Raw genomic sequence first — 20521 nt, 5'->3', positions numbered from 1 at the left:
AGCATGGCTGCATTTCTTCCCTTAACTTCTGCGCCAAGCGGTGCGGAATATCTAAAAGCTGCATTAAGCGCTCCTGTCTATGAAGTTGCTCAGGTGACTCCCTTACAGGAAATGAATAAAGTTTCTGCCCGTTTAGGAAATACTATTTTGGTAAAACGGGAAGACCGGCAGCCTGTTCACAGTTTCAAACTCCGGGGGGCTTACAGCATGATTGCGGGTTTGACTGAAGAACAAAAAAAACGGGGTGTGATTACTGCATCCGCTGGTAATCATGCTCAAGGTGTTGCACTGTCTGCTAATCGTCTGGGAATTAAGTCCCTGATTGTGATGCCGGTTGCCACTGCGGATATCAAAGTTGATGCGGTCCGTAGTCTCGGTGGTGAAGTTCTGTTATACGGTGTCAATTTTGATGAAGCTAAAGCCAAAGCAATAAAAATGGCACAGCAGGAAGGCTATACCTTTGTTCCTCCGTTTGATCATCCAGATGTCATTGCAGGTCAGGCGACCCTGGCAATGGAACTTTTGCAACAGGATGTGCATTTGGATCGAATTTTTGTGCCTGTAGGTGGTGGGGGATTGATTGCTGGAGTTGCTGTGTTGATTAAGCAACTGATGCCAGAAATCAAAATTATTGGTGTGGAAGCAGAAGATTCCGCTTGCTTGAAAGGAGCAATGGCAGCAGGGCATCCGGTAGATTTACCAAGAGTGGGTCTGTTTGCCGAAGGTGTTGCTGTTAAACGTATCGGTGATGAAACTTTTCGTTTGTGTCAGCAATATGTAGATGATGTTATTACGGTAGATAGTGATGCCATTTGTGCAGCAGTAAAGGATCTGTTTGAAGATGTGCGTGCTATTGCAGAACCATCTGGTGCATTGGCACTGGCTGGGCTAAAAAAGTATGTCCAGCAGCATCAGATCGAAGGTGAGAGGTTGGCGCATATTCTTTCTGGTGCTAACGTAAACTTCCACGGATTACGTTATGTCTCTGAACGTTGTGAACTGGGTGAACAACGAGAAGCATTGTTGGCAGTGACTATTCCTGAGAAAAAAGGTAGTTTCCTGCGCTTTTGTCAGAAATTGGGTGATCGAGCGGTAACCGAGTTCAATTACCGTTATACGGATGCTGATCCTGAGCAAGCTTGTCTTTTCGTTGGTGTTCGTCTGAGCCGTGGTGAGGTGGAGCGACAAGAGATCATTGAAGAATTACGAGCTGAAGGATATCTGGTTGCAGACCTTTCAGATGATGAGATGGCGAAATTACATGTCCGCTATATGATTGGGGGGCGTCCATCTAAGCCATTGAAAGAACGTTTGTTTAGTTTTGAATTCCCTGAATCGCCGGGTGCTTTGCTGAAATTCCTACAAACTTTGGGAACTTATTGGAATATTACGTTATTCCATTATCGTAATCACGGGACAGATTATGGCCGAGTATTAGCAGCATTCGAGTTGTCAGGAACAGAAGTGCGTTTTAAGCGTCATCTTGATGCGTTGGGTTATGAGTATCACGATGAGACGGATACCCCTGCATTTAAATTCTTCTTAATGGGTCAGGTATCAGGTTAATCAGTAGTTTTGATGATGGAAAAACATGTTCTATAAAACAATAAAATAGCACCTTTCAGGGTGCTATTTTAATAAGGTTTAGTATTCGCCGAGATTTCCACCTGAGATTAGATAGCCCTAAGCTGGTTCTGCAATTATTGCTATTAATGTTCATGGGCTTGTTAACAAGTGTATTTTGTTTTATTTGTTATTGTCTTATTTCTTCTCTCCAATTGTGGGGTTTGCCAACCAAATAAGGAACAGTAAGATTAGAAAAATAAAGCCAAATAGCCAGTAAAGCTCGTTAGCGGCAATAATCAATCCTTGATTAGTGACTTCGCGCGCTAGGGAGCTGCTAGCTTGAGCCTGTGACATCCCTAACAGCTCCATTTTCTGATAGGCTTGCTGAGCAATGGGATTATGCGGGGTTATCGATTCAGTTAACTGAACATGGTGGACAGCTTCACGGCGGGACCACATAGTAGTGGTAATTGAGGTGCCCACAGATGTTGCCAGAGTGCGTAGGAAGTTGAACAAGCTACCCGCGGAGGCGACCTTAGCGGGTTCGACATCGGATAATATAATGGCTGCTAGTGGCATTATTAAACAGGCAATAGCGAAGCCTTGAATAAATTGTGGCCAGGCAGCAGTAGCAAAGTCCATTGATAGTTCGAAGGTATAAGCCCGCCAAAAAAAACACAGTGCAAAAACGATAAAGCTGAACATAACCAAATAACGCATATCGATTTTTGAACTAAAACGGCCAATGAGTGGAGCAAGTATTATCGGTACTATCCCTAATGGGGCCATTACCAGCCCTGCCCAAGTGGCAGTATAGCCAAAGACCATCTGTAATAGCTGAGGTTGTAGAACCAGAGTGCCGATGTGAAGTAAGAAGGCCAGGCTGATACATAAAGTACCGATAGTAAAATTACGTGATTTAAATAGTGATAAATCAATGATCGGATCATCATCGGTCAGTTCCCAGATGATCAGGAAAGTAATGGCAATAATCGCGATAATCGCTAATACAATAATTTCTGTTGAGTTAAACCAGTCAAGTTCCTTTCCTCTATCAAGCAGTAACTGAAAACAACCGACCCCGGTAATTAATAAAATCAGCCCTACGCCATCAATTGGTCTGATCTTTGTTTCAGTTTCCCGATTTTTTAATAGCGCCCAGGTAATAGCGATGACGATACAGCCGACCGGGACATTGATGAGGAAGATCCACCCCCAATGATAGTTGTCACTGATCCAACCACCGAGTATGGGACCACAAACTGGAGCGACAACGATGGTCATTGACCACATTGCCAGCGCCATATTTCGTTTTAGTGGAGGGTAGTTGTTTAGTAATAAGCTTTGTGAAAGGGGCATAATTGGCCCGGCTGAGACACCTTGCAAAATGCGGGAAATGATCAACATTTCCAAACTATTAGCAATACCGCACAACCAGGAAGTTATCACAAACAAGATCATTGAAATTAAGAAAACCCGAACTTCGCCAAACTGTTTAGCTAACCAGCCAGTTAATGGGATAGAAATCGCGTTAGCAACAGCAAATGAAGTAATAACCCAGGTACCCTGCGATACCGATGAACCCAAGTCTCCGGCAATTGTCGATATTGCGACGTTAGCAATGGTCAGATCTAATATTTGTAAAAAAGCGGCTAATGCTAAAGCCAGGGTTAGCCAGCCAAGTTTGGCTCCTGATAGTGGCTCTTTTAGCATGTTAACCTCACTCATTTTGACTGGTATTAACTTGAATGATTTCGTTAATTAGTCGATCAATTTCTCCGGTGTTGTAAGACAAGACGTTGGTTTCATAAACAATGCCATTGCGAGGCATATCGGCAAGCACCAGGCCATCTCGATTTCTGGTATCGACAGTGGCGTGCATGGATAAACCGATGCGTAAAGGATGATCAATAAGTTGCTGTGCATCCAGTACAACACGGACAGGCAAACGTTGGACCACTTTGATCCAGTTACCGGTGGCGTTTTGTGCGGGTAGTAAAGAAAATGCGCTGCCAGTACCCATATCAAGACCTACGATTCGGCCTTGATAAGTGACATCACTACCATAGAAATCACTAATCAGGGTTACTGGTTGACCAATACGCACATCAGCAAGTTGAACCTCTTTGAAGTTAGCTTCAACCCAAAGTTGATTAGTAGGCACGATAACCATCAGCGGGGAGCCGCTTTTTATTTGCGATCCTACCTGAACACTACGGCGTGAAACGTAGCCTGTTACGGGGGCTACAATTTGAGTACGCTGTAAAGTTAACCATGCATCCCGGAGCTGGGAAGCTGCAAGTTTAATGGCTGGCTGTTGGTCTAATGGGGTATCTATAATTAATGCTTTGTTAGCATAATATTGTTGTCGGGCAACATTCAGCTCAGACTTTGCCATTCGAACGCTATTACGGGCATGAATGAGATTTTCTTTAGCGATAGCGCCTGTTATTCCCAAATGTTCACGTCGTGTTAAATCATCCTGAGCTTGCTGTAATACAGTTTGTTTTAACTCAATATTAGCCAGCAATTTTTCATTATCAATTATGGTCTGGTGGGTTTGTCTGACATGATTAGCTAGGGTGTTTTTTGCCCGTTCAAAGGCATGCTCTGCATCAATACCATCTAAACGTAGCAGAATGTCTCCCTGCTGGACGAAATCGGTATTATCGGCATAGATAGTGGTTACGCTTCCTGTGATTTGTGCCATGACTTGCACTTGATTACCGACAACATAAGCATCATCAGTAGTTTGATAATGACGTACTACAACAAACCAATAGGCAACGTAACTTAATCCGGCAAAAATAAATAAGAGAGTTGCGAGGATCAGCGCTAACTTACGTTTTGACTTTTTCTCATTAAGTGGAGGTGATTGTATTTCTTCGGCCATATTCCCTCTCCCATAACAGCGATCAAAAATAAATTATTCTTGTTAATGTATTTGTGTTTGATTAAACACCTTGGAGTCGACTTCAAGGTCAAGCTTTATTGGCATTGATAAATTTAAAATTTATGATATTTAGCACTTAATGCTAATTATATTATTATCACTGAAATTATTTATCATCGTTATTAACATTTATCTGAGATGCCAGTTGTCTATCAGATGGTGTGATTTATGACTAATGGCATTGGATGTCAGTACCCAGAATATTTTTCTGGGTACAAATAACCGTTGGATTATGGATACAGTAACCACTGATGCCAATTGCTTAAACTGATTAGGCAGTCATTCCCCCATCAATAACGAATGTTTGCCCAGTGATATAACATCCTCCGGGGCTGAGCAAGAAATTGATTGTCAGAGCAATATCTTCTACTGCGCCTAAACGACCCAGTGGAATATTGGATAATAGTTTTTTCTTATGTGGTGATGGGATGTGATCTAGCATCTCAGTATCAATCAAGCCTGGAGCGATGGTATTAACGCGAATGTTAAATCGGCCAACTTCAACGGCTAATGAGCGGGTAATGCCGATCATTGCGGCTTTGGTTGCAGCGTAGTTAACTTGTCCTGAGTTAGCTTTGAACGCGGTGACTGAGCTCATGTGGATAATACAGCCATCTCCAGCAGTGAGCATTTCAGGTAGAAATGCGTGATTGACTAAATAAACAGAGGAAAGATTGGTGGAAATCACGTTGTGCCACTCTTCTTCTGTCATATTTATCAGTAATGCATCCTGTGTAATTCCAGCGTTATTGATAATTGCATAGGGAGGGCCATATTGTGAGATAAGCTTTGCCGATAGTACCGAGACTTCTTCAGCATTCGATACGTTACATTGATGGCCTTCACAACTATAACCTTGTTGCTTAATTTCCTGACAAAGTATTTGAGCTTCGCTTGTGCTTGATTTGTAGGTAAAAACCACATGATAATTTTGAGTGGCTAGCATTTTTACTATGCCTTTACCAATACCACGTGATCCTCCTGAAACAAAAACCCAGGGTATGCTGATATTCATTAATTTATTCCTCTAAATTTATGCCATCCGTCTGCCAATACAGAATTCATCAACCTTAGTTAGTAATCGGTTTTCTTTTTGTTGTTCCCATCAGGCTCATCTCAACAACTAAAGCGATTGCTCCATTTAGCCAGATCGGAATTTCCAACGTACCGTATAATGAGCCATCAACATCAAAGGTATCCTTAGGCAGGATTGAATATTCGATGCTTGGCATTTCATCAGGGATTTCGCGATTGAGTAGAGCTGGAGAGAAACTCACTGTATGCATAACGTGTAAGACGATGAGATCTTTGAGGCATGTTTCATCATGTTTTCCTTGTTTGCCAAAATAGTTTTTAAATTCTGTTGCCAGTGCAGTTTTTGCACTTTGTTGCATAAAGAGATAAAAAATCAGGGCATCCAGAAAGATCCAGAACTCGTTAACTTCAGGGAAGGTATTCTTGAATTCAATGGCTTTTCTTATCGTTTCTTGTAGGGGAACCTGACACTGTGGTTTTTCCGGAAAGCTGGTTTTTTTCGAAAAATCGAAGTGACTATAATGACCAACTAAAGGCTTTAGGTTCGTTGTTTCATCTTGCAGATTGAAAGTCGTTTTCCCATTCAAATTAGTGTGCTTAGTTTTGACACAATAGCAAGCATCCAAAGGCACGGGATTTCGTAAATTAGCGTGCCATTGCCTGCCAAGGCTCTCGGCTGGTTGCGATGGATAGTTATATCCACTTTTGAGGGGGATCATTGCCAGCATGCCGTGTACTGCAATGCCACCCAATCCAACTTCTCTTGCGATTTTTTCATCAAAATGGATGGGGTTGTAGTCTCCAGAGAATTCAGCCCACTGTCTGAGATCTTCTTTGCTAAATTGAACGTTCATCTGCCGGCTTTCCTGAAAATAAGTGCGCAGTTTGTACCGCCAAATCCATAGTTAACATTTAAAGCAGTATCAATAACTTGGTGAGTGCGGTGGGTGTTAGGTACATAATCGAGATCGCATAGTGGATCAGGATGGTTTAAGTGCATAGTGGCGGGAATAGTGGCCGTTTCTATCGCTTTGATACAGAAAATAGATTCAATTGCTCCAGCCCCGGCAATAAGGTGGCCTGTATAGGATTTTGTACTGGAAATAGGAATATGGTAAGCGTGATCCCCTAAGCTCATTTTTAGAACATCCGTTTCGTTAATGTCGTTTAACGGGGTTGATGTTCCATGAGCATTGATATAATGAATATCTGACGCGGAGAGTTGGGCCTGTTCCAGTGCCGCTTGAATCGCCATTACTCGTCCTTTGCAATCTGGTGCTGGCGCTGTCATATCAGATGCATCTGAGCAGTTACCATAGCCGATGACTTCTGCCAGTATTTTGGCCCCTCTGGCAACTGCACTGTCATAATCTTCAAGGCATAATACTGCTGCGCCTTCTGACATAACAAAACCACTACGGTCTTTGCTAAATGGACAGCAGGCTTTTTCGACAGATTCCTGTTCTTTGCTCAGTGCGCCAAGAATGTCTATGCTCCAGACGATGAAAGGATCTCTGATACTTTCACCGCCACCTGCCAGCATCATTTTAGTGCGTCCGCTTCGGATAAGTTCAAAAGCATCACCGATTGCCATACTGCCTGTTGCACACGCTGCAACTGGGGTATTCTGATATCCCCGTAAATTCCAATTCATTGAAATAGCTGCCGTACCTACGCTGTGCATAGACATAATATTCGTCATGGGTGAGGCAATACCTTGGGTAGCATAGGAATGGTTGTTTTCAACGGTTGCATCCTCTCCGCCCCACCCAGTACCAAAAATGACACCTCGTTCAAAAGGTGAATAACTTTCGTCAAGGGCTGTTTTATCGTTACCAAATGCCATTTTGATTGCATCATCCGCAGCAATCAGCCCGAGTTTGCTAAATCTGGGAAGGTTCTTTAGCAACTTTTTGGAAAATCGTGATACATCAGGAGAGAAAGATATGTTGCCGAAAAATTTTGCAACAACAGAAGCGTCTGGGTGGGTTTCCTTTTTGTAACCTACACGATAGTTTAGGATCGCATCCCAAATTTCTTGAGTATTTTGTCCAAGAGAACAGATAGCACCATAGCCTGTAATGGCAACGCGGCGGTAGTTAGTTTGAAAACTCATGAAACATTATCTCCAAAAGTAAGTTCCTGGTGACATGCTTTATTTTTTTAATACAACCAAATAATGGAGTTGGTAGATAAAAGCATCACAAAAATAAATGTTAGCTGTGTTGTGATATGCCATAGACAGCTAACATCCAAGTGTATTGATAGTAATTATTTTATTGCTTCACTAACGTAATTGACGAAATCGCCGATTGTCGTCGTATTATTCCGCTGGAATTTATCGAAATTTAGTTGAATACCCATTTCTCTTTTTAAAGCAACTTGAATGGATACAAAATCTAGACTCACCAGATGAATATCGTCGAGTAAGGTGTCAAGAGTAATGTCTTCTGGTTCAAGATCAGTCAATTCAGTAATTTGAGATTGCAGTAGTTCAAATAGTTTCATATTAATATCCTCTTAAAAGCTAAAAAAACATTAGTGGAGCTTTGGCTCAGGAATATAGGTATTAATGGATATAAATTAGCTATTCCTGATATGCCATCTTTTAAATGTTATTTTGCTGTTATTCTTAAGCGTTTAAAGATTGCCCCGAAATTTTCAGCAAGTTATAAGTTTCTTGTTTGATAGCGTTAGCCAGCATTTCAATATCATTTTGGCTTGTTGTATATCCAAAGCTGATACGTACCGCGCTATCAATACGATCATCAGGTAGCCCCATAGCAACCAGAACATGAGAACGTTGCGTTGATTTGTTATTGCTACAGGCTGATCCTAAAGATAAAGAAACTCCGTGACATAAATCCAGCCTACTAGCCAATGATTCGGCTCGGACCCCAGGGAAACTTAAATTTAGTGTCCAGGGTGCTTGAAACTCTGGGTTTGTGCTGCCATTAACTAGGTAGTTAACATGATGCTGTTTCAATAGAGATAGCAAGATTTCTCTGAGTATTTTGTAAGTATCGAAACGTTCTTTCAATCCGTTCAGAGATTCTTTAGCCGCCGCCGCCAGTCCTGCAAGGCCCAAAGTGTTCTCAGTACCACTACGTATTCCCTGCTCTTGTCCCCCTCCGTGTAACAAAGGGGTTAATTGAGTGCCTGGTGCATGATAGAGACCACCAATACCTTTAGGTCCATTGAATTTATGGCCAGAGAAAGAAACGGTTGTTATGCCAGTAAATTTGTCACAGTTAAAAGGAAGTTTACCAATAGCTTGTACTGCATCTATATGCAGATAAACATTGGCTTCTTTTGCCAATGAAGCGACGGCTTCATAGGGCTGTATCACACCGGTTTCGTTGTTAATTGCCATTAATGTGATCAGTCGTGTTTCAGGTCGCAAGTTTTTCTCGATGCTTTGTACGCTTATCCGTCCTTGATTATCAGGATCGATCAGCGTCAGCTGAAGTCCGCGTTGTTGATACCAGAGTAATGGCGCTAGAACAGACGGATGTTCAATGGAAGAGCTAATGACATGATATGCAGACAGATCCGAACCGGGGAGTGTAGCTAGCAGGCTGGACAACGCCTGGTTATTACTTTCGGTTCCTCCTGATGTAAATAGGATTTGTTCTGGTACCGTGCCCATTAATGACGCCATAGATCTTCTGGCGTCGGTGAGCAAGTTTTTAGCCATGTCGCTTAAGCTGTAGTGGCTGGACGGATTAGCAAAAATAGACAAAGCGTCTTTAATCGCCAACTGCGCTTTTATACTTAGCGGTGTTGTGGCGTTGTAGTCGAAGTATAGGCTTGTCATATTTTTCCCTTTAGCTGCTCGAATAGCTTATGCAGCATATCAAGGCAGTGTTGCTGGGCTGGTTCTAACTCTCCTAATAACGCATCAATGCCATCAGGTGATAATGTGTTTAATTCTTCGAGAGTTTTGCCTTTAGCGTGACGACAAAATTGGTTAGACATTGCCAGGGATGCGGTGCATCCCCATGCACGAAAACAGGCATTATCTATCCGTCCCTGGCTATCCAATATCAGGTCAATATCAACCTTGTCACCACATACAGGGTTGCCTAACGCCAGTTTAATTGTGGGTTCGGATAACTCCCCTTGGCAGTCAGGATTACAAAAATTGTCAATAATGATGCTGTTAAACATAATTCCACCTTGCTATTTATACAGCGGGGGTAGCTGAGGAATCTTCGTCGTTTGACATTTTTTTCTCAAGATTGACCGCACAACAACCAAACTCTTTAGCAGCAGCAGTGCGCATAACAAACTGAACTCGCTGAGAATTACGCCAAGATTTGTTAGCGTCAGTGCGTAAGTAGACCAAATCTTCTGTCAGTAACATACCTGGGGTAGAAACAGAAAGCGGGTCCAGAATGACTAATTGTCCTGTTTCACCATCAGGTAATTCGCGTGATAAATCATTAGGATCACGGACGGAGAAATGAATATAAGGAGGAACATGCTTATGGTTATATTCATCTTCTATGGCAAGAACGTTTGCTTCAACCAGACCGTACATATCACGTGTCCGGGATGCTGGAATTCCCATCCACTCTTCAATATCTGCATTCAGTTCGCCGCGGGAGATCATATCTCCGGTAAAACGTTTCCAACCGCCCATTGTGATTACCATGCTATCGCGATCTAAAGTGAGCTTGGTATTATTTTCTTTTAGGAACGTGATAAAACGATGGATCATGAATGGAGGACCAATTAAATGCCGGGTGAACTTGCCTTTCCACTCGATTAATTGATTCAGTGCATCTTCTGGTGAAAAACGATCTTGATTGATCATATAGCGTCGAGTATCTAATAAGCCTGTAAAGAAATTAAAGATTTTGACCAACGCCATTTCTGGAATATCTTCTGTTGAAGGGCATAAGCATAAGACAGCCCCGCCAGATACTTTGAACATGCTGCGATAATTAGAGTAAACAGCTAATACTGTGTGATCCATAGTATCGTGGCAACGACGATAAACACTAGGAATTCCACTGGTACCGGTTGAGCGCATTTCATGTTCGATTTCGGATAAAGGTTTGCTTAATAAACGATGACTTTCGGCTGATTTATACGTTGCAACAGGTATCAGTGGAATGCGAACTAAATCATTATAACTCTGGATATCTTCTGGTTTAATATTTTGTTTTTCACAGATATCTTTATAGTAAGGGTTATTATGGTAATGGAAATGAAAAGCATCCTTAAGTAAACAGGTTTTTAATTCTTGTTGCTCTTCTTTAGACAATTTATAGAGAAAGTCGACATCTGCTATTAACCATTTTAGCGGATTTCCTCCTCGAGATTTTATACCATCATATATATTTTTGATATTTTCCATTTTTGCATCTCCGGTAGAGTAGATGAACTCATCTTTGTTTATTATATGTTATAGCAATAATGCATAAATTACGTAGGCAAAAAGGATAGTTATTTATTGGATCATTTTATTGAATAAATCGGCTGTATTATTATTGCTGATAACTATATGAATTTGTCAATACTGATAAATTCATGATAAGAACAGCTGATTTATTCAAAATATCCACTTTAATACGAATGTGACCAGTTAATTCAAGTAAATTATTTAATTATCTTTTATATTTTCGTGAAGTTCATTGTGTTTTAATCTATTGAATAGTTTTTATAAAATTTTTTATTGTCCTAAGATTGGGATAATGATAAAAATGAAATACAGATAAATTACGAATTAAAAACGAGTACGCATGATGAAAATGGACTGTTTAATTGTGGGCGCCGGTCAAGCTGGGCTAAGTTTAGCTGCTATCCTCGCGGCTAAGAATATTAATGTCTGCATATTAGAGCGAGATGAGCGTATTGGTGATGTATGGCGTAGGCGCCCTGATAATATGTTATTATTTACTTCACGTGGTATGACCCAGCTTCATGGCTTCCCATTTCCTGGAATCGAAGATGGATATCCGGATAAAAATGAAGTTGCCGATTATCTCGAACGCTATGCTATACATCATAGCCTTAATATACATACTCAAACCGAAGTGGTTGAAGTGAAGCATTATAAAAACGGCTATCGTGTTAAAACAAAAGATGGAAAAGTATTTAATGCACCTTGTCTGGTTAATGCAACGGGCGCAAATCAGTTAGTTGATGTTCCTGCATTTGCTAAGCAACTTTCAGCTGAGATACAGCAATTGGCGGCAGATAAATATCAGGAACCCAGGCAAATTAAAGAAGGTAGTCTAGTTGCCGTCATTGGTGATGGTGCTAGTGGGCGCCAAATTGCTAAAGATTTAGCGGCTACTACGAATGTGACGTTATTTTGCAGTTCTTCCCGTCCTCTCTTGCCGAATAGAATAATGGGTAAAGATATCTTTTGGTGGTTGAGTAAAAGTGGTCTGTTGTTTGCTAATTATTATAGTCTAGTGGGAAAAATCATGCGGCGGCGTAATCCCATTCCTTGTGGGGATCTGAAAAATCATCGGTTAGCTGCTTTTGGTGTAAAAATAGCAAATAGGCTGGTTGATATACAAGATAATAAATTATGCGATTTGTCTGGTCATCAATATGAGGCAGATACTGTTATTTGGTGCTTAGGTTATAAAGATAATACAGCATGGTTGACTCTTCCAGGCGCTGCGGATGCTAACGGATTTGTTTGTAAAAGTGGTTATGCAGAAGGTGGGAAAACACCTTACCCAGGGTTATTTATCGTTGGGCGAAAGTGGCTGAGTAGCCGTGGTTCTGAACTAGTGTTAGGTGCTTATAAAGATGCAAACCGGGTAGCTAAATGGGTTGAGAATTATCTGAAAGAGCACGTATCATTAAAATGAATGATTAGTGCAGGATAGTAATATTTTACTCTGTATGTTTTATTTGTAGTGGATTCGTAATTTGTTGGTTGATATTGTTATGAATTTATTCTTAATTCTGTATCATTGCTAAAAGTTCATATTATAAATATGTTATTGGCGTAGAATGATACAGAATCTTTAACATGCCGATATTGATAATAATAATTATAAATAGAATTTCTTTATTTTAGGTAATTTATCAAAAATACTATTTATTCATGGCACAGATATTTTGCTTTGGAAAATTCAGTCCTGCTAATGTTGATGAAAAATTGAGTTGTTTTTGTTGTGGTTTGTTCATACAAGCATTTTTTAATTCAGATGGTCTTAATCCATATAGCATCATACAGGTACGGCTAAAATGTGCGCTATCGGAAAAACCACTATTACTGGCTAATAAAGTAAGAGAATCGGACAAATGTATCTCATCAATGGCATGATGTAGGCGTTTCCATAATAGATAGCTGCGGAAATTTGTTCCCATTTTTTCTCGAAATAGATGTAAGAATCGACTTTCAGATAAATAGAGTTGGTTTGATATTTCTCGGGAAGAGATACATTTGACTGGCAGTTCAGTAATAAGAGAGGCCGCTTTCATGATCCTTTTATCCTGGTAACAATGACAATTTTCTATTTCACCTAAGAGGTTATTTAAGATAAAAATATCCGGAGAGGTTTCTGCTTGTAAGCAATTAATGAAATAATTTGCTATCAAATTGGATGACTCTTGATTTAAATATATTATATCTGAGTCTCCCATCTGATGTGATAACAAATGACATAGAGGATTGGCTGGATCTATTAGTAAATTAAAACAGAGTTGTCCTTCTGTGTGTAATCTATGTTTAATATTAGAAGAAATAATAAATCCATGTACTTGTCTAGATTCGTGGTCAGTATCAATCCTCATAGGTGAATTATTTGGTGTTACACTGAATTGTATACAGGGATGGCGATGCCATTCTGTTTTCATATTATAAGAGAAAACTAAATCTTGCAGATGGAACTTATAGAATTTAATAAAATACGGTATTTTATGTAACATAATCTTATCCTTTATTAAATTATTGTGTGTGTTTTAGTTAATTGTTTCCTGTAATTATAATAAATCCATGATATTAATTTTTTAATTGAATGCTATTAACTTGTTAAATAATTATTATTAGAAACTATATTACATTGATATTACTAAATGATTATTATGAAATTGAAATTGTTTCCTCTGATATCTTTTAAGAAATGATTTCACTATGGGCAAATATCGTTTTGACATGGCATAGAAAATTTTTCACAGCTATGTTTTTAGCTGATGAAATATCCAAAGTGATTTGCTTTTGCTAATCAATCTTAACAATATCTGAATTTTTCAGTGATCAATATCACTATCCACTTGATTTAACTATAGATATTTCCTCTAGTAACATAATTAGTGACCAAAAATTTAATGATGAGTCAATATTTCATATAATTATTATTGATTAGCTATAACTTATATTAAACATATTATCGTGAAAACTGTATGGTTATTTTTTTATATTCTTTGTGAATTATGTCACACCAATCATAAGCATATGAGCATAATGCGAGAAGTGGGTTATATTGGGTTTGTAATGAATAAAAATTCATTATAGCAATCCCCAAAATGCTTCAATCAAGGGTTCATTTAGTCGTTTTCTCTGTACGCACATCCCCAACTCGAACGGTTCCACCAGAGAAATATTGTCCAGTAAAGATATGCGATTGCGTACTGGCTCAGGGCTATTTTCTACAACTACATTGGGAATTAATGCGATTCCACAACCTAGTGCAACCATAGAAACAATGGCTTCGTGGCCGGATACGGTAGCGTAAATCGATGGATTGTTGATTTGATGGTGGCGGAACCAGTACTCAATGCGTTTACGTGAAGGACCATGTTCCGGCAAAATAAAGGGGATAGTATTCCAGTCAGGGTTTTCTTGTGTGACGAGCGTTCGCACAGTACAGGGAAGGGAAGGCGCAATCAATACTAGTGGAACTTCACCGATTTTGGTGAAGCTGACATTATCTGGTAGCTTTTCTGGCTTACCAGCGATTCCCAGATCGGCATCATTAGATTGCACTTTATTGACTGCATCTGCGGCGTCACCAGTAGTCAGTTTGATTTCAACTAGGGGATGTTCTGCACGGAAACGATCAAGAATCTGTGGTAAGTGACTGTAGGCTGCAGTCACTGAACAAAACAGGCGTAACTCGCCACTTAGTGATGGGCTTTGTTGATTTAGTGAGTGTTGTAGTTGCTGATATTGTAACAGCGTTTGTTGGGCGAATTGTTTAAGTTGCTCTCCAGCGAATGTTAGCTTTACCGAGCGATTATCCCGTAAAAACAATGGTTGCCCCAGAGTATCTTCAATGCGCTGGATTTGGCGAGATAATGTAGATGGACTGACATACATTGATTTCGCTGTGCGGCCAAAATGGCAGCTTTCGGCCAGATGTAAAAAAAGTTTGAGATCACGTATATCCATAACCCATTTACCTTTTCTTATCTCATAATCAGCATTGCATAAAATGCAATATAGTCTTGTTAATATATCAATTTAAGCAATGGATTTCATGTCATATATTGAAAGTATGCAGACACCTCACAGGCTGAGGTAAATATTAAAAATAGTCGCAGCACTTTTATTGCTGAACACAACATGACAACGGAGTTACTAATGGCTAATTATTTTAATACGCTGAACTTGCGTCAGCAGTTGGCGCAGTTAGGTAAATGTCGTTTTATGGTACGGGAAGAATTTGTTGATGAGGCAGGATATTTAAAAGGCAAAAAAGTAGTTATCGTCGGTTGCGGTGCGCAGGGACTGAATCAAGGTCTGAATATGCGTGACTCTGGTTTGGATATCGCTTATGCCCTGCGTAAAGAGGCCATTGACGAAAAACGAGCTTCATGGCGTAAAGCAACAGAAAATGGTTTTCAAGTTGGCACTTACGAAGAGTTGGTACCGCAGGCTGATTTGGTGATTAACCTGACGCCAGATAAGCAACACTCTTCTGTTGTCCGAGCTGTTCAACCGTTGATGAAAGAAGGTGCTGCATTGGGTTATTCTCATGGTTTAAATATTGTTGAAGTAGGTGAACAAATCCGTAAAGACATCACTGTTGTGATGGTAGCGCCTAAGTGTCCTGGTACTGAAGTGCGTGAAGAATATAAACGGGGTTTTGGTGTTCCTACTTTGATCGCTGTTCACCCAGAAAACGATCCGAAAGGTGAAGGTATGGCGATCGCTAAGGCATGGGCAGCGGCAACGGGTGGGCATCGCGCCGGTGTGCTGGAATCTTCTTTCGTTGCTGAAGTGAAGTCTGATCTGATGGGTGAACAAACCATTCTGTGTGGTATGTTACAAGCGGGTTCACTACTGTGTTATGACAGGTTGATAGAGGATGGTGCTGAACCAGGTTATGCAGGAAAGTTGATCCAATTTGGTTGGGAAACCATCACTGAAGCACTGAAACAAGGTGGTATTACCTTGATGATGGACCGCTTGCCTAACCCGGCAAAATTGCGTGCATATGCGTTATCTGAGCAGTTGAAAGATATCATGACGCCACTGTTCCAAAAACATATGGATGATATTATTTCTGGTGAATTCTCTTCCGGTATGATGGCGGATTGGGCTAATGATGATAAAAAGTTATTAGGATGGCGTGAGGAAACCGGTAACACTCAGTTTGAAAATTCACCGCAATATGATGGCAAAATCAGTGAGCAAGAATACTTTGACCACGGTGTTTTGATGGTAGCTATGGTGAAAGCTGGGGTTGAACTGGCATTCGAAGTTATGGTTGATACCGGCATTATTGCAGAATCTGCATACTATGAATCTCTGCATGAATTGCCGTTAATTGCTAATACTATCTCTCGTAAGCGTCTGTATGAAATGAACGTGGTTATTTCTGATACAGCGGAGTATGGTAACTATTTGTTCTCTCATGTTGCAGTTCCACTGCTGAAAGAGAAGTTTATGGGTTCACTACAGGCAGGTGATTTAGGTAAGCCTATTGTAGAAAGTGGTATTGATAATGCCCAGTTACGTGATGTTAATGAAGCTATCCGTAACCATCCAATTGAGGTTGTTGGCCGTGTGTTACGTGGCTACATGACAGATATGAAACGCATTTCTGTTGGTGGTTAATATCAAATTTGTGTTAAAGATATAGGGAGGTTAATCCTCCCTTTTAAATTCAACAAAAATGATTTCTGAGATTAATGTTGCCAAGGTGTTGAGTAACAAACCATCGTTATCGAGACGGGTGGCTTGTTGCTTTAAAGAAAACGGCGTCTCCTTTCCCCCTTTCTGCTACAATTCCATTCCTTGAAGTTCTGTCCTGATATAACTCATTAAATACCATGCGATTAAATCCCAGCCAACAACAAGCAGTTGAATTTGTTACCGGTCCCTGTCTGGTCTTGGCAGGGGCTGGTTCCGGCAAAACCAGAGTGATCACGAATAAGATCGCGCACCTTATCCGTATTTGTGGCTATCAACCTCGTCATATTGCTGCTGTGACTTTTACTAATAAAGCAGCACGGGAAATGAAAGAACGTGTAGCCCAGACTCTGGGACGTCAAGAAGCTAAAGGGCTGATGATTTCTACTTTCCATACCTTGGGGCTGGAAATCATTAAGCGCGAGTACAAGGCTCTGGGAATGAAAAGCAATTTCTCGCTATTTGATGAGCAGGACCAGATGGCTTTGTTGAAAGATCTGACCGCAGATTTGTTGGAAGAAGATAAGGAACTGCTACAAAAATTGATTGCTTCCATCTCAAACTGGAAAAATGATCTACTTTCTCCACAACAAGCAGCGGAATTAGCCAGTTCTGCTCAGGAGCATCAGTTTGCTGAATGTTATCGCCGCTATGATTTACATCTGGCGAGTTGTAATGTGTTGGATTTTGACGATCTGATTACTAAACCTACCTTGCTGATGCAGCGTGATGAAGAAGTCAGGGAACGCTGGCAAAACCGTATCCGTTATCTGTTGGTAGATGAATATCAGGACACCAATACCAGCCAGTATCAATTGGTTAAATTGCTGGTGGGGCAAAGGGCTCGTTTTACAGTAGTCGGTGATGATGATCAGTCGATTTACTCATGGCGTGGTGCAAAACCACAAAATTTGGTGTTATTGAAACAAGATTTTCCGAAGCTTAATGTGGTTAAGTTGGAGCAAAACTACCGATCCTCTGGTCGTATTCTGAAAGCGGCTAATATTTTGATTGCTAATAATCCCCATGTGTTTGAAAAAAGGCTTTTTTCTGAACTGGGATATGGTGATATGCTGAAAGTCATCACTGCTAATAATGAAGAGCATGAGGCGGAAAGGGTTGTCGGGGAGTTGATTGCACATCATTTTATTAATAAAACCCAATATAAAGATTACGCTATTCTTTATCGGGGAAATCATCAATCTCGGGTGTTTGAAAAAATGTTGATGCAAAGCCGTATCCCTTACCGGATTTCTGGAGGTACTTCTTTCTTTGCTCGCCCTGAAATTAAGGATCTGCTGGCTTATCTGCGAGTGCTGACTAATCCTGAAGATGACAGCGCATTCCTGAGAATTGTTAATACACCAAGACGCGAAATTGGTGCGACTACAGTTCAAAAATTGGGCGAGTGGGCGAATCAACGCAATAAAAGTCTTTATCAAGCCAGTTTTGATCTTGGTTTGGAACAAAGTTTGACTGGGCGTGGGTTGGCAGCATTACAGCGCTTTACTCACTGGATGGATGAGATCGCTCGTCAAATTGAACGGGAACCTTTGCTTGCTGTGCGTGATCTGTTACATGGTATGGATTATGAAAGTTGGTTGTATGAAACTTCACCGAGTCCGAAAGCGGCTGAAATGCGGATGAAAAATATTAATCAGCTATTCATTTGGATGAGTGAAATGCTGGAAGGTGATGAACTGAACGAACCAATGACTTTATCTCAAGTAGTCGCGCGTTTCACATTGCGAGATATGTTAGAGCGTGGTGAAGATGGTGAGGAGTTTGATCAGGTGCAATTGATGACTTTGCATGCCTCCAAAGGGTTGGAGTTTCCGTATGTATTTCTGGTCGGCATGGAAGAAGGGCTGTTGCCTCATCAGAGCAGTATTGATGAAGAAAATATTGATGAAGAGAGACGATTGGCTTATGTGGGAATTACCCGCGCTCAACGGGAGCTATTCTTCACTTTATGTAAAGAACGTCGTCAATACGGTGAATTAATCTGTCCAGAACCAAGTCGTTTTTTACATGAGTTGCCACAAGATGATTTGCATTGGCCGCAAGATAAAAAAATAGTGACTGCTGAAGAGAGAATGCAAAAAGGGAAATCACATATTGCAGATATTAAGTCACGTTTAGGTCTTGGGCAAAAAAGTAAGCAATAAAAGATATATACCCAATAGATTTCGAGTTGCAGCGCGGCGGCAAGTGAACGAATCCCCAGGAGCATAGATAACTATGTGACTGGGGTGAGTGAAAGCAGCCAACAAAGCAGCAACTTGAAGGATGAAGGGTATATAGGAGTTCCCTATATCGCAAAGACATAGGGAAGTATGGTTTAATTTAGGTTTGAACTATCCAATTCTTGCAGCACAAGAGGCCATTGAACATGGTTTTGCCACAGAATTTCTTGCTGTAAAGATTCTGCCCGTAGAGGATATTGCGTTAGCCAGCCATGAGGTAAAGTGATCATCAATTCTTCACCGCTCACTTTTAAATGCAGAGCAGAAAAGGTGTCATCTCGGTGATGACTGGCTAATATGATAGCCAACCGCAATAGGCGGCATAAACGCTGGGCTTGTATCAGAGGTAAAGCATTTTGTTGACTGAAGGAAACCAAATCAATAGTGGCACTTTGGTTTCTCAATAATATAGCTAATAGCTTTTTCTGTGCGGGGGTATAGCCGGGGAGATCGAGGTAACTGATAAGATAGGCTGCATGTGATGGAGCTTGGCGGTAGTCAACACTCAGACCAATTTCATGTATCAGACAAGCACTAAGTAATAATTCATAACACCGACTATCAAGCGCCCAAGGTTTAGCGACCTGTTGTAAGAAATGCTCGGCCAACTGTTTGACTCGTTGAGATTGCTCAACTTCCAACTGAAAGCGACGTTGTATATTACGTAAGGTTCTGGTGCGAATATCTTGTTCTATCGGTAAATCTAGCATGCCGTAAACAAGACCTTCTCGTAAAGCGCCGCCAGCAAGGATCATACTTTCAATGTCTAACGCCTGAAAAATAGCTATCAGGATAGCAAGACCGCTTGGGAAGACGAGTGCCCGTTCCAGTGTTAATCCTTCAATTTCCAGTTCTTCCAACTTACCGCACTCAATCGCTTTATGTTTGAGTTCCTGGAGTTTTGGCAAAGTAATCAGCTCATCCATACCTTGAGCAATCATAATTTCTTGTAGTGCCTGAACTGTACCGGAAGCTCCGACGCAAATCTGCCAGCCTTGTTCTATAAGCTTTGAAACAGCAGGTTTCATAGTTTCATGTGCGGCAGATTCGGCTTTGGCAAAATTTTCTTCTGTCAGACTACGGTCATTAAAGTAACATTCAAGCCAAGTAACACAACCCATACTTAGGCTAGATAACTGATTAGCTTTTGCCCCATTTCCTGTGACCAGTTCTGTACTTGCGCCGCCAATATCGACAACCAGCCGTTTTTCGGGGCCGCCGGTTGTGTGAGCGACACCTTGATAAATAAGTCGAGCCTCGTCTTCTCCACTGATTACCGTAACTGGGCAACTAAGTATTTCTGCCGCTTTTTTCACAAATTCACTAGAATTTCCGGCGATACGCAAAGTTGCTGTAGCAACAACGCGGATTTGTGATGGTGGTATACCTTGTAAGCGTTCAGAAAAAATCCTGAGGCATTGCCAGCCTCTCTCCATTGCCTGCTGAGATAAATAGTTATTTTTATCCAGTCCGGCGGCTAATCTGACTTTACGTTTGATTCGTGCCAGGATCTGCATACTGCCGGATATTTCACGTACGACCAGCATATGAAAACTGTTTGAACCCAGGTCGATAGCCGCATAGAGAGAAGAGGTGCTCAACATCATTTAA

16 protein-coding genes are annotated in these 20521 nt (G+C 40.9%); 4 read left to right on the top strand and 12 right to left on the bottom strand.

Features of this window, described 5'->3' with window-relative positions; translation table 11 throughout:
- Positions 1 to 3 precede the first annotated feature (3 nt).
- Positions 4 to 1566 (top strand): threonine ammonia-lyase, biosynthetic, encoded by a 1563-nt coding sequence (gene ilvA / locus BDD30_RS11115; protein ID WP_015836236.1) that lies wholly within the window; start codon positions 4 to 6, stop codon positions 1564 to 1566.
- 195 nt (positions 1567 to 1761) lie between these two features.
- On the opposite strand, the gene BDD30_RS11110 is transcribed toward ilvA, so the two are convergent.
- The 9 genes from BDD30_RS11110 to BDD30_RS11070 form a co-directional block, all read right to left on the bottom strand.
- Positions 1762 to 3279, bottom strand: coding sequence for a DHA2 family efflux MFS transporter permease subunit (locus BDD30_RS11110; protein WP_041382558.1), 1518 nt, complete (start codon positions 3277 to 3279; stop codon positions 1762 to 1764).
- A 7-nt stretch (positions 3280 to 3286) separates the two neighbouring features.
- On the bottom strand, positions 3287 to 4459 hold the full coding sequence (gene emrA, locus BDD30_RS11105; RefSeq protein ID WP_015836234.1) for a multidrug efflux MFS transporter periplasmic adaptor subunit EmrA: 1173 nt from the start codon (positions 4457 to 4459) through the stop codon (positions 3287 to 3289).
- A 331-nt stretch (positions 4460 to 4790) separates the two neighbouring features.
- Complete coding sequence (gene fabG, locus BDD30_RS11100) at positions 4791 to 5534, bottom strand: 3-oxoacyl-ACP reductase FabG (protein ID WP_015836233.1); 744 nt, start codon at positions 5532 to 5534, stop codon at positions 4791 to 4793.
- A 55-nt stretch (positions 5535 to 5589) separates the two neighbouring features.
- The gene (locus tag BDD30_RS11095) at positions 5590 to 6408 is read right to left on the bottom strand and encodes a MaoC/PaaZ C-terminal domain-containing protein (RefSeq protein WP_015836232.1); all 819 of its coding nucleotides are present in this window, start codon (positions 6406 to 6408) and stop codon (positions 5590 to 5592) included.
- The gene (locus BDD30_RS11090) at positions 6405 to 7670 is read right to left on the bottom strand and encodes a beta-ketoacyl-[acyl-carrier-protein] synthase family protein (protein WP_015836231.1); all 1266 of its coding nucleotides are present in this window, start codon (positions 7668 to 7670) and stop codon (positions 6405 to 6407) included. Before BDD30_RS11090 ends, BDD30_RS11095 begins: the two co-directional genes overlap by 4 nt.
- A 155-nt stretch (positions 7671 to 7825) precedes the next feature.
- Positions 7826 to 8062: an acyl carrier protein gene (locus BDD30_RS11085; RefSeq protein WP_015836230.1), complete on the bottom strand. Its 237-nt coding sequence runs from the start codon at positions 8060 to 8062 to the stop codon at positions 7826 to 7828.
- Between the two features lie 124 nt (positions 8063 to 8186).
- Positions 8187 to 9371, bottom strand: coding sequence for a cysteine desulfurase family protein (locus BDD30_RS11080; protein WP_015836229.1), 1185 nt, complete (start codon positions 9369 to 9371; stop codon positions 8187 to 8189).
- Positions 9368 to 9724, bottom strand: coding sequence for an iron-sulfur cluster assembly scaffold protein (locus BDD30_RS11075; RefSeq protein ID WP_015836228.1), 357 nt, complete (start codon positions 9722 to 9724; stop codon positions 9368 to 9370). The genes BDD30_RS11080 and BDD30_RS11075 overlap by 4 nt, the downstream gene beginning before the upstream one ends.
- A gap of 16 nt (positions 9725 to 9740) precedes the next feature.
- Entirely contained in the window at positions 9741 to 10919 is a 1179-nt protein-coding gene (locus BDD30_RS11070; protein WP_015836227.1) for a LuxE/PaaK family acyltransferase, read from the bottom strand.
- Positions 10920 to 11313: 394 nt separating this feature from the next.
- Between BDD30_RS11070 and BDD30_RS11065 the strand changes: the two genes are divergently transcribed.
- Positions 11314 to 12390: a flavin-containing monooxygenase gene (locus BDD30_RS11065; RefSeq protein WP_249039928.1), complete on the top strand. Its 1077-nt coding sequence runs from the start codon at positions 11314 to 11316 to the stop codon at positions 12388 to 12390.
- A 229-nt stretch (positions 12391 to 12619) separates the two neighbouring features.
- Here the strand turns inward: BDD30_RS11065 and BDD30_RS11060 are convergent, their stop codons facing one another.
- Positions 12620 to 13456: an AraC family transcriptional regulator gene (locus tag BDD30_RS11060; RefSeq protein ID WP_015836225.1), complete on the bottom strand. Its 837-nt coding sequence runs from the start codon at positions 13454 to 13456 to the stop codon at positions 12620 to 12622.
- A gap of 580 nt (positions 13457 to 14036) precedes the next feature.
- Positions 14037 to 14918, bottom strand: coding sequence for an HTH-type transcriptional activator IlvY (gene ilvY, locus BDD30_RS11055; RefSeq protein WP_015836224.1), 882 nt, complete (start codon positions 14916 to 14918; stop codon positions 14037 to 14039).
- A 192-nt stretch (positions 14919 to 15110) separates the two neighbouring features.
- Between ilvY and ilvC the strand changes: the two genes are divergently transcribed.
- Together ilvC and rep are read left to right on the top strand one after the other, a co-directional pair.
- Positions 15111 to 16589, top strand: a complete 1479-nt coding sequence (gene ilvC, locus BDD30_RS11050) for a ketol-acid reductoisomerase (protein ID WP_015836223.1) — start codon at positions 15111 to 15113, stop codon at positions 16587 to 16589.
- Between the two features lie 215 nt (positions 16590 to 16804).
- On the top strand, positions 16805 to 18832 hold the full coding sequence (rep, locus tag BDD30_RS11045) for a DNA helicase Rep (protein WP_015836222.1): 2028 nt from the start codon (positions 16805 to 16807) through the stop codon (positions 18830 to 18832).
- 173 nt (positions 18833 to 19005) lie between these two features.
- Here rep and gppA read toward each other — a convergent pair whose 3' ends face one another.
- Positions 19006 to 20514 carry a guanosine-5'-triphosphate,3'-diphosphate diphosphatase gene (gene gppA / locus BDD30_RS11040; RefSeq protein WP_041383035.1) on the bottom strand — a complete coding sequence of 503 codons (1509 nt, stop codon included), beginning with the start codon at positions 20512 to 20514 and terminating at the stop codon, positions 19006 to 19008.
- Between the last annotated feature and the right edge of the window lie 7 nt (positions 20515 to 20521).

Origin of the sequence: Photorhabdus asymbiotica, from assembly GCF_003634575.1 — a bacterium.
In the GTDB taxonomy this organism is placed as follows: domain Bacteria; phylum Pseudomonadota; class Gammaproteobacteria; order Enterobacterales; family Enterobacteriaceae; genus Photorhabdus; species Photorhabdus asymbiotica.
This window is presented reverse-complemented; position numbering and strand designations above follow the sequence as displayed.

Excerpts from the sequence above, each read along its gene's own strand:
- BDD30_RS11095 (WP_015836232.1), bottom strand. The coding sequence starts at position 6,408 with ATGAACGTTCAATTTAGCAAAGAAGATCTCAGACAGTGGGCTGAATTC.
- BDD30_RS11090 (WP_015836231.1), bottom strand. The coding sequence starts at position 7,670 with ATGAGTTTTCAAACTAACTACCGCCGCGTTGCCATTACAGGCTATGGT.
- BDD30_RS11085 (WP_015836230.1), bottom strand. The coding sequence starts at position 8,062 with ATGAAACTATTTGAACTACTGCAATCTCAAATTACTGAATTGACTGAT.
- fabG (WP_015836233.1), bottom strand. The coding sequence starts at position 5,534 with ATGAATATCAGCATACCCTGGGTTTTTGTTTCAGGAGGATCACGTGGT.
- BDD30_RS11080 (WP_015836229.1), bottom strand. The coding sequence starts at position 9,371 with ATGACAAGCCTATACTTCGACTACAACGCCACAACACCGCTAAGTATA.
- rep (WP_015836222.1), top strand. The coding sequence starts at position 16,805 with ATGCGATTAAATCCCAGCCAACAACAAGCAGTTGAATTTGTTACCGGT.
- BDD30_RS11070 (WP_015836227.1), bottom strand. The coding sequence starts at position 10,919 with ATGGAAAATATCAAAAATATATATGATGGTATAAAATCTCGAGGAGGA.
- emrA (WP_015836234.1), bottom strand. The coding sequence starts at position 4,459 with ATGGCCGAAGAAATACAATCACCTCCACTTAATGAGAAAAAGTCAAAA.
- ilvC (WP_015836223.1), top strand. The coding sequence starts at position 15,111 with ATGGCTAATTATTTTAATACGCTGAACTTGCGTCAGCAGTTGGCGCAG.
- BDD30_RS11075 (WP_015836228.1), bottom strand. The coding sequence starts at position 9,724 with ATGTTTAACAGCATCATTATTGACAATTTTTGTAATCCTGACTGCCAA.
- BDD30_RS11110 (WP_041382558.1), bottom strand. The coding sequence starts at position 3,279 with ATGCTAAAAGAGCCACTATCAGGAGCCAAACTTGGCTGGCTAACCCTG.
- ilvY (WP_015836224.1), bottom strand. The coding sequence starts at position 14,918 with ATGGATATACGTGATCTCAAACTTTTTTTACATCTGGCCGAAAGCTGC.
- gppA (WP_041383035.1), bottom strand. The coding sequence starts at position 20,514 with ATGTTGAGCACCTCTTCTCTCTATGCGGCTATCGACCTGGGTTCAAAC.
- ilvA (WP_015836236.1), top strand. The coding sequence starts at position 4 with ATGGCTGCATTTCTTCCCTTAACTTCTGCGCCAAGCGGTGCGGAATAT.
- BDD30_RS11065 (WP_249039928.1), top strand. The coding sequence starts at position 11,314 with ATGGACTGTTTAATTGTGGGCGCCGGTCAAGCTGGGCTAAGTTTAGCT.
- BDD30_RS11060 (WP_015836225.1), bottom strand. The coding sequence starts at position 13,456 with ATGTTACATAAAATACCGTATTTTATTAAATTCTATAAGTTCCATCTG.